The 8799-nt window shown below is 71.3% G+C and carries 10 protein-coding genes; 6 read left to right on the top strand and 4 right to left on the bottom strand.

Annotated elements, in window-relative coordinates:
* The 3 genes from ACJ73U_RS37215 to ACJ73U_RS37205 all read right to left on the bottom strand — a co-directional run.
* Nucleotides 1-983, bottom strand: a 983-nt coding sequence (locus tag ACJ73U_RS37215; RefSeq protein ID WP_407782456.1) for an AMP-binding protein, incomplete at its 3' end; no start/stop codon positions are given.
* 213 nt (nt 984-1196) lie between these two features.
* Nucleotides 1197-2012 (bottom strand): enoyl-CoA hydratase-related protein, encoded by an 816-nt coding sequence (locus tag ACJ73U_RS37210; protein WP_407782455.1) that lies wholly within the window; start codon nt 2010-2012, stop codon nt 1197-1199.
* Between the two features lie 628 nt (nt 2013-2640).
* Nucleotides 2641-3147, bottom strand: coding sequence for a TetR/AcrR family transcriptional regulator (locus ACJ73U_RS37205; RefSeq protein ID WP_407782457.1), 507 nt, complete (start codon nt 3145-3147; stop codon nt 2641-2643).
* A gap of 108 nt (nt 3148-3255) precedes the next feature.
* On the opposite strand from ACJ73U_RS37205, the gene ACJ73U_RS37200 reads away from it, so the two are divergent.
* The 5 genes from ACJ73U_RS37200 to ACJ73U_RS37180 are packed head-to-tail and all read left to right on the top strand — an operon-like array spanning nt 3256 to nt 7008.
* Nucleotides 3256-4431: an FAD-dependent monooxygenase gene (locus ACJ73U_RS37200; protein WP_407782454.1), complete on the top strand. Its 1176-nt coding sequence runs from the start codon at nt 3256-3258 to the stop codon at nt 4429-4431.
* A gap of 4 nt (nt 4432-4435) precedes the next feature.
* Nucleotides 4436-5107, top strand: coding sequence for a M50 family metallopeptidase (locus ACJ73U_RS37195; RefSeq protein WP_407782453.1), 672 nt, complete (start codon nt 4436-4438; stop codon nt 5105-5107).
* A 14-nt stretch (nt 5108-5121) separates the two neighbouring features.
* Nucleotides 5122-6366 carry an aldehyde dehydrogenase family protein gene (locus tag ACJ73U_RS37190; RefSeq protein ID WP_407782452.1) on the top strand — a complete coding sequence of 415 codons (1245 nt, stop codon included), beginning with the start codon at nt 5122-5124 and terminating at the stop codon, nt 6364-6366.
* A 44-nt stretch (nt 6367-6410) separates the two neighbouring features.
* On the top strand, nt 6411-6641 hold the full coding sequence (locus tag ACJ73U_RS37185) for a DUF433 domain-containing protein (RefSeq protein ID WP_407782451.1): 231 nt from the start codon (nt 6411-6413) through the stop codon (nt 6639-6641).
* Nucleotide 6642: 1 nt separating this feature from the next.
* Nucleotides 6643-7008, top strand: a complete 366-nt coding sequence (locus ACJ73U_RS37180; RefSeq protein ID WP_407782450.1) for a DUF5615 family PIN-like protein — start codon at nt 6643-6645, stop codon at nt 7006-7008.
* Nucleotides 7009-7022: 14 nt separating this feature from the next.
* Here the strand turns inward: ACJ73U_RS37180 and ACJ73U_RS37175 are convergent, their stop codons facing one another.
* The gene (locus tag ACJ73U_RS37175) at nt 7023-8042 is read right to left on the bottom strand and encodes a LacI family DNA-binding transcriptional regulator (RefSeq protein ID WP_407782449.1); all 1020 of its coding nucleotides are present in this window, start codon (nt 8040-8042) and stop codon (nt 7023-7025) included.
* Between the two features lie 152 nt (nt 8043-8194).
* Between ACJ73U_RS37175 and ACJ73U_RS37170 the strand changes: the two genes are divergently transcribed.
* On the top strand, nt 8195-8799 hold a 605-nt coding region (locus ACJ73U_RS37170; protein ID WP_407782448.1), incomplete at its 3' end, for a cupin domain-containing protein.

The raw sequence follows: 8799 nt of genomic DNA, 5'->3' as shown, positions 1-8799 counted from the left end.
TTCGACAGCACGAGCTTGTCGGCGACCCGGTGCTGGACGGCGAGCACCGGCGAGGTCTCCCCGGCCAGCTCGGCGCGGGCGGCGCGGATGCCGGTCTGGATGGCCCAGGCGGCGATCCGGCGCTTCGCGGGGCTCTGCTCGGCCGCCAGCCCGGCGTCGATGGCGGCCTTGAACTTCTGCCACACCCGCGGCACCGCGAAGAACGACTGGGGCCGGCAGTCGTTGAGGGCCTCGGCGAGCTTGGTCAGGTCGGCGACGCACGTGACCTGGATGCCGTACATGATCGCGAAGTACTGGCCGGTGACCCGGTCGGCGATGTGCGCGGCCGGCAGGTACGACAGCACGCGGTCACCGGGCGTCGCCTCGAACAGGACCTTCGTGGCGTCGGTCTCGGCGATCACGTTGGCGTGTGTCAGCTCCACGCCCTTCGGTGGGCCGGTGGTGCCGGACGTGTAGATGATCGTCGCGAGGTCGCCCGGCTCGACCGCCCGCCACGCGGCGTCGAAGTCGAAGTCGGGGTCGCCCTTGGCCTCCAGGCCGGCGAGCGTCAGCACACCGTCGTGCCCGGTGACGTCGTCGACGCAGACGATGTGCTCGACCCCGCCGCGGATCTCCTGGATGCGCGGGAGGAACCGCTCGTCGCAGAACACCACCGTGTTGCCCGCGTTGGCGAACAGGTACTCGATCTGCTCGGCCGGCGAGGTGTTGTAGATCGAGAACGGCGCGGCCCCGAGGTGCAGCGCGGCGGCGTCGACGAGGTGGAACTCGGGCCGGTTCGTGAGCATCAGCCCGACCGTGTCACCCCTGCGGACGCCGAGGGCCGCGAGCCCGGCCGCGAGCGCGCGGACCCGCCGGTCCCACTCGCGCCAGGTGATCTCCTGGCGGCCGCCCGGCGTGCGGATGATCACCGCGTCCGGACTCTCCCTGACGAACGCCTGGAACGCCGCGCAGAGCGTGGCGTGCGAGGAGGGTGTCTGGTTCATGTGCCACGCTCCGATGCGCCGTGCCGGCCCTGGGTAGGGCGTGATCGTAAGCATCCCGGCCGCACCCCGTCCATGTCGAAACGGGCATTTACGACGTTCGAACGAACACACTCACTGTTGGCGGTCGGCCAACAACGCTACGGCGCACCCCACGGGTTGTCCACCGGCGATCTCGCCGGTCGATGCTGCCGATGAGGCCGGTGCGGGTAGTCGTCAGCGCCACGGGAGGTCGGGCGGCAGGTTCTTCGGCACCTCGCCTGTCCACTGTGGATCGCGGCGCTGCAGGAACGACAGGATGCCCTCGGCGGTGTCCGGGTTGTGCACCGAGCCCGCGATCAGGCGGGAGTCCAGCCGCTGCACGGGCAACGGCGAGTCGAGCGGGCTCATCCGGTACAGCATCTGGCGGATCACGGCCACCGACACCGGCGCGGTGGTCCTGATCAGCTCGCCGGCCAGCTCGTACGCCCGGTCGAGCACCTCGGCCGGTTCGTGCAGCGAGTGCACCATGCCCGCCGCGAGCGCCTCGGCCGCGCCGAACACGCGGCCGCTCACCATCCAGTCCATGGCACGCCCGAGCCCGACCAGCCGCGGCAGGAACCACGTCGACGCGCCCTCCGGGTACAACCCACGCCGCGAGAACACGAACCCGAAGCGCGCGTCGGTGGCGGCCAGCCGGAAGTCGGCCGGCAGGACGATCGTCGAGCCCGCGCCCACCGCCGCACCCCTGATGGCCGCGATCACCGGCTTGTCCATGGCGAAGATCCGCATCGAGCACCGCCCGGCCGGCTCGTCCCACCGCTCGCCGGCCTCGGGCAGGTCGAGCCCACCCGCGGATAGATCCGCCCCCACGCAGAAGTCGTTGCCCGCGCCGGTCAGCACGACCACCCGCACCGCCGGATCGCGGTCCGCCTCGTCGAACGCCGCCGCCAGCTCGTCGGACATCCGCACGGTGTAGCCGTTACGTGCCTCGGGCCGACTCAAGGTCACCGTCGCGATGCGGTCCGCGACCGCGTAGCTCACGTGCTCCACCGCGCCAAGGTAGGGCAGCGCCTCACTTCCGCGCCATCACCAGAAGATCCACCTCGGGATGGGGTGCTGCCGCCTCGCCCTTGGCCGTGCGGTCGGCTGGCCAGTGCTCGTTGGGCGAGCTGCCCATCGCGCCAGCGCCAGAAGCTTTGGGTGCGCCCCTTTCGGGATCGGGTGGTGCCGCTTCGCCGTCGGCTGTGCTGTCGGTGGGCTTGTGCCCAAGCCGGTGATGCCGACGCCCTCGGGAATGCGGGGATCGGCCGGAGCTGACTCGTCAGTGCTCGGCTGGGTCGCGTCAGCGTCAGCGCCAGAAGTTTCGGGTGCGCCCCTTTCGGGATCGGGTGGTGCCGCCTCGCCTCGGCTGTGCTGTCGATGCGCTCGTGTCGAAGCCGGTGATGCCGGCGTCCGTCACAGGCAAGAACGCGGGATCAGCCGGTGCTGACTCGCCGGTGCTCGGCTCGGCGTGTCCGTCACGTCGGCGTCGTCATCCGAAGATCCGCGTGTCGCCTCGGGATGGGTGTTGGCGCCTCGTCCTCGGTCGTGCTGTCGGTGCGCTTGTGCCCGAGCCGGTGATGCCGGCGCCCTCGGGAACGCCGGGATCCGTCAGTGCTCGGCTGGGCGGGGCTGTCCGTCACGTCAGCGCCAGCACCAGAAGATCCCGGCACGCCGCCCTGAGGTCGGCCTCGTCCAGTTCGCCGGGGCCGACGCGGGTCAGGTGGTGCAGCATCAACCCGTCCAGGTGGGCGACCAGGGTCCCCGCACGCCGTTTCGGTTCGGTGGCGCCCGCTGCCGCGATCGTCTGTTCGGCCAGCAGGCGGAAGGTCGCGCCGTAGGTGATCATCCGCGTGCGCAAGGCCGGCCGGCGCGTCGACTCGAGGGTCAGCTCGTACCGGGCGAGCGTCCGCTCCCGGCCCTCGGTCAGCCACCCCAGCACCACGGCGAACAGCAGGTTCGTCAGCATCTCCAGGTCCACCGAACCGCCGAGGTCCGGCACGTCGCCGATATCCAGCGTGTCCAGCTCGGCCATCCGCGCGAGCGCGGCGAACAGCAGCGCCTCCCGGGTGCGGAAGTAGTACGACGTGGAGCCCTCCGCGAGCTCGGCGGTCCGGTCCACGGCGCGGTGGGTGAACCCGCGCATGCCCTCGCGGGCGATGGTCGTTATCGCCGCGTCCGCGATCGCAGTCCGTCGGTCTGTCACACCCGAACTCTACGGATGTAGAGTCACTACAACTGTAGAGGAGGGGCGATGAAGGCAGTGGTCGTGGGTGGTGGCATCGGTGGGCTGGCCGTCGCCGCCGGGTTGCACAGGAGGGGTTGGCGCGTCACCGTGCTGGAGCAGAGCGCGGGCTTCAGCGTCGTCGGGTCGGGGATCTCCCTGTGGCCCAACGCTTTCCGGGCGCTCGACGCGGTCGGCGTCCGCGCGGAGCTCGGCGAGCGCATAGGGGTGGCCGGCGGCCTGCGGGACTTCCGCGGCCGCTGGATCGTGCGGATGGACGCCGTCGAGCACACCGTCGGCGCCGTCGTCGCGCACCGGCACGACCTGCGGACGGCGTTGCTCGAGCACGTGCCGGAGGAGTCGCGCATGGCCGGCGTCCGCGTCCGGGACGTGCGTGTGGACGGTGACCGCGCGGTCGTGCGGCACGACGGCGGCGAGCTGACCGCCGACCTCGTCATCGGCGCCGACGGGGTGCACAGCGCGGTGCGCGCGGCGCTCTGGCCGCGGGTGGCGCCCGTGTACGCCGGGGACACGGCGTGGCGGCTGATCCTGCCGCGCCGGGAGGCCCTGGTCGATGCCGGTATGGCGAGCTGGGCCGAGACCTGGGGACCGAACGCGGTCTTCGGCCTGTTCCCGATGTCCGACGACCGGGTCTACTGCTACGGCACCGGTGCCGTGCCGCCGGGCGGGCGCGGTCCCGACGGCGAGCTGGCCGAGCTGCGCCGCCGCTTCGGCGACTGGTGCGAGCCGATCCCGTCGGTCCTCGCCGCCGCGACCGAGGACCAGGTGCTGCGCCACGACATCTACGCGCTGCCGCCGCTCGTCACGTACGTGCGCGGCCCGGTCGCGCTGCTCGGCGACGCGGCGCACGCGATGGTCCCGTACCTCGGGCAGGGCGGCTGCCAGGCGCTCGAGGACGCGGCCACCCTCTGCGTCGCCGTCGAGACGCAGCCGGACCTGGCCACCGCCCTGCGCCGCTACGACGAGCTGCGCCGTCCCCGCACCCAGGAGATGGCCAGGAGGTCGCGGATGAGCGGCGCCGCCTGGCACCTGTCGTGGCCGCCGGCCCGTGTGGTGCGCAACGCGCTGCTGCGCGCGCTGCCGGCCTCGCTGTTCGTGAGGTCGGTGACGCGGTCGTTCGACTGGCGGCCCGAGGACGGGCTCGGGCGACGTAACGCCGATCCGACCAGGCGTGTGATCAGCTGACCGCGTGGACTTGTTCGACAACCAGGTCAGCACCACGGTCGTGGTGACCGGCGTGGCCGCGTTGGTCGTGGTCACGGTCAGCGACCTGTGGCGCCCGGCGCGCAACGTGATCACGATCGTGCACGAGGCGGGGCACGCGCTCGCCGCGGTGCTGGTGGGGCGGCGCCTGTCCGGGATCCGGCTGCACTCCGACACGTCCGGCCTGACGCTGACCAAGGGCAAGCCGTACGGCCCGGGCATGGTGTCGACCGCGCTGGCCGGCTACCTCGCGCCGTCGCTGCTGGGGCTCGCGTTCGCCGCGCTCGTCGGCTGGGACCAGACCGCCGCGGTGCTGGTGGTCTGCGGGTTGCTGCTGATCGGCGTGCTGGTGATGGTGCGCAACGTGTACGGGTTCTTCTCGGTGCTGGTCAGCGGCGCCGTGCTGTTCGCCGTCGCGTGGTGGACGAGCCCGCTGGTGCAGGCCGCGTTCGCGCACGCGATCACGTGGTTCCTGCTGTTCGGGGGTGTGCGGCCGGTCGGCGAGCTGCAACGCAAGCGGCGGCGCGGCCGGGCCCGCGACTCCGACGCCGACCAGCTGGCGCGGCTGACCGGGGCGCCGGGGTGGCTGTGGGTGGGGATGTTCTTCTTCGTCAACCTGGGTGCGCTGGTACTCGCGGGGGCGTGGCTGTTGGGCTAGGGCACACTGACCGCATGACCGTGGTTTCCGAGTCCGTGTCGTCCGTCGTCGCCGCCTGTGCGCAAGCCGCTCACCGGGCCGCACCGTCGCTGGCCGCCGCCCCGGACTCGGCGATCGACGGTGCCCTGTCCGCGATGGCCGGCCGCCTGCGCGACTCGTCGCCGGCCCTGCTGGAGGCGAACGAGGTCGACGTGTCCGCGGCGGTCGCCGACGGGATGAGCGCCGGCCTGCTGGACCGCCTCCGCCTGACCCCGGAACGCCTGGCCTCGATGGCGTCCGCGCTGGAGTTGCTGGCCTCGACCCCACACCCCCCGCGGTCGACGTTCGTCCGGGACCTGCCGGACGGCCTGAAGCTGTACGAACGCCGCCGTCCGGTAGGCGTCATCGGCGCGAACTACGAGGCCCGCCCGAACGTCACGATCGACGTCGCGTCACAGCTCGTGAAGTCCCGCAACGCCGGCGTTCTCCGAACAGGTGGCGCCGCCCTCGGCTCAGCGACCGCCCTGGTGCGCTCCGTGATCGCCCCCGCCCTGTCGGACGTCTCCCTCGACCCGGCCGCGATCCAGCTGGTCCCGACCCCCGACCGCGCCGCCGCGTCCGCCCTGGTGTCCCAGCCGGCACACGTCCCGCTGGTGATCCTGCGGGGGAGCGGCGAGACCACCCGCACCCTGGGCCAGGAAGCGGCCAGGCACGGCGTCCGCACCCTGGCCCACGCCGACGGCGGCGGAGTGTTGTACATCGACGCCGACGCGGACGTCGCGGTGGCCCTGGACCTGGTGAAGCGCAGCGTGGACCGGCTGGGCGTGTGCAACCGCCTGAACCTGCTGCTGATCCACTCGTCCGTGTACGAGTCCGTCCTCCCCCAGGTGTCGTCGCTGCTGGACGCGCTGAACATCGCGGTCTCCCTACCCCCGCACAACCACCCGATCGGGTACGAATGGGCACTGGACTCGACCCGCGAGGCGACGGTGACCGTGCTGCCGGTGTCCTCGGCCGCGGAAGCCGCCGAGGTGGCCAACCGCGAGACCTCCGGCCTGGCCGCCTGCATCGTGACCACGACGAGGGCGACGGCGGAGGCGTTCATGGACGCCTACACGGGCACCGGCGTCTTCTGGAACGCGACGACCCGCCTACTGGACGGCTTCAAGCTCCTGGCCGTCCCGGAGACCGGCATCAACATCGACAAGGTGCCCGGTCCCCGCGGTCCGGTCACGTACCCGGACCTGTGCCTGCGCCAGTACGCGGTACTGCCGGCCTGACTTGGTTGCTCGCTGTGAACTCGATTAACACTTATACTGCGGGTGTGCGGTTCGAGCGGATCACCACCGATCCTGATGTGATGGGCGGCGTGCCCTGCATCCGGGGTCTCCGCATTCCGGCGGCCACCGTCGTGGCGATGTTCGCCGATGGCATGACCGCCGAGGAGATAATCGCCGATCTTCCGGATCTGACTCCAGCGGACGTCACCGAGGCTCTCCGCTACGCGGCGGAGGCCGTTCGAGAGCGGGAGTTGCCGTTGAGGCACACTGCGTGACGTGAAGTTCCTGATCGACAACAACTTGTCGCCTCAGGTTGCCGGTCTCCTGCGCGAAGGTGGGCACGATGCTGTCCACGTGCGCGACTACGGCATGCAGGCCGCCCCTGACCACGAGGTGCTCAGCCGAGCGCGTGACGAAGACCGAGTTCTGATCAGTGCCGACACCGACTTCGGGCTCCTGCTCTCACGTCTGCACACCGCGGCGCCTTCGGTCATCCTGGTTCGACGGCTGGTGGGTCGCCGCGCCAAGGACATGACTGAGATCATCCTCGCAAACCTGGGGCCAGTCGCAGATGATCTGGCAACCGGTGCAATCGTGGTGCTTGGTGATGAAACCGTGCGAGTTCGACGGCTTCCCATCTGAGCGTCAGGACCGCGTCACTCGGGGCGGGGTTCGGCCAGGGACTCGCGGTGGATCAGTTCCGCTGAGACCTCCTCCACCCTCGGTGAGGGTTGGGGTGCCTCCAGGGCCAGGGTGATCGCTCGGGCGCCGATCTCCACCAGGGGTAGGCGGACCGTGGTCAGGCTGGGGGTCACGTCTCGCGCGATGGGCATGTCGTCGAAGCCGACCACGGAAACGTCGGATGGGACGGACAGGCCGCGTTCGCGGAGGACCGAGAGAGCGCCGATGGCCATCGAGTCGTTCAGGGCCACTATCGCGGTCAGGCGGGGGTCGGCGTCGAGCAGCGCGGCCGTGGCCGCGGCGCCGCCGTCGCGGTCGAACTCCGCGTAGGCGATGCGGCGGGACGGGAGGGTGCGGTGGTACTCGCGGGCCGCTCGGCGCAGTCCGGCCAGGCGGTCCGTCGTCGTGGTCAGCTGTTTCGGGGCCGCCACCACGCCGACGTGCCGGTGACCCGCCGAGAACACGGCCGACCCGATCAGGTAGCCGCCCTCCTCGTTGGCCGGCATCACCGCGTCGCCCGCCAGCTTGTGCCGGCCGACCACCGACACGCGGCCGCCGGTCGCCATGTACGCGGCCAGTTTCGCGTTCAGCGACTTCGTGAACGCCGGGTCGTGATAGCCGGAGCCCGCCAGGATGATCGCCTCGACCTGGTGGGCGCGCAGCAGCTCGACGTACTCCAGCTCGCGGTCGGGGTCCCGGTACGAGTTGCAGATGATCACCAGGCGGCCCTGCTCGGACGCCACCCGCTGCAGGCCGCGCGTGATCTCCGCGAAGTACGGGTCGGACACGTCGTGCACGATCACGCCGACCGTCGTCCGGTGCGAACGGGCCAGTAGTTGCGCGTGGGCGTTGGGCACGTACTGCAACTCCTGGACAGCCCGTAGCACCCGTTCGCGCAAGTCGTCCGACACGATTTTGGGGCTGCCGTTCACGATGCGTGACACGGTTGCCGCGGACACGCCGGCCCGACGAGCGACATCGGCAAGCGTCGCCATGCCGAGACCTCCGATGTTTGACACCAAAACCACAGTCCGCCTAGCGTCAGGCTACAAGGGAAAGGCCTTTCCTTGCGCCTGACGGGCGCGATTACCGCCAGTGTCCATTGCGCGGCCCCGCGACAGCAAGGCCGCCACGCCGAGGGGTACCGATGCGTGATCCACTCCCGGGCGCGGTAGGCGTCTCGAAACTCTCCGTGTACGACACCGCGACCCCCGACGGGCTCCACGGCGGCACCCCGCACATGCACCTCTGCTGCACCGAGGCCTACGTCGTCACCGGCGGCAGGGGCCAGGTGCAGACCCTCTCCGGCGAGGACGGCTTCGGCGAGCACGACCTCGAACCCGGCACGGTCCTCTGGTTCACCCCGGGCACCATCCACCGCCTGGTCAACCACGGCGGCCTGGAGATCACCGTGCTCATGGCCAACTCCGGCCTGCCGGAGGCCGGCGACGCGGTCCTCACCTTCCCCCTGGACATCGTCCGCGACCCGGACCGCTACGCCGAGGCCGCCGCCCTCCCGGACGGCGGCGCCCCCGGCACCGACATCACCACCGCCTACCGCCGCCGCGACCTCGCCGTCCAGGGCTTCCACGAGATCCGCGAGACCGGCACCCTCGACGAGTTCTACGCGGCCGCCATGAAGCTGAAGCAGCCGCTGCTCGACGACTGGCGCGAGCGGTGGGAGCGGGGCGCGATGGAGACCGCCGAGCAGACGGGCCGCCAGCTCGCGGCCCTGGCCGGCGGCGACCCCGG

The sequence above is a fragment of the Actinophytocola sp. genome, from assembly GCF_045807065.1.
Taxonomy (GTDB): domain Bacteria; phylum Actinomycetota; class Actinomycetes; order Mycobacteriales; family Pseudonocardiaceae; genus Actinophytocola.
This window is presented reverse-complemented; position numbering and strand designations above follow the sequence as displayed.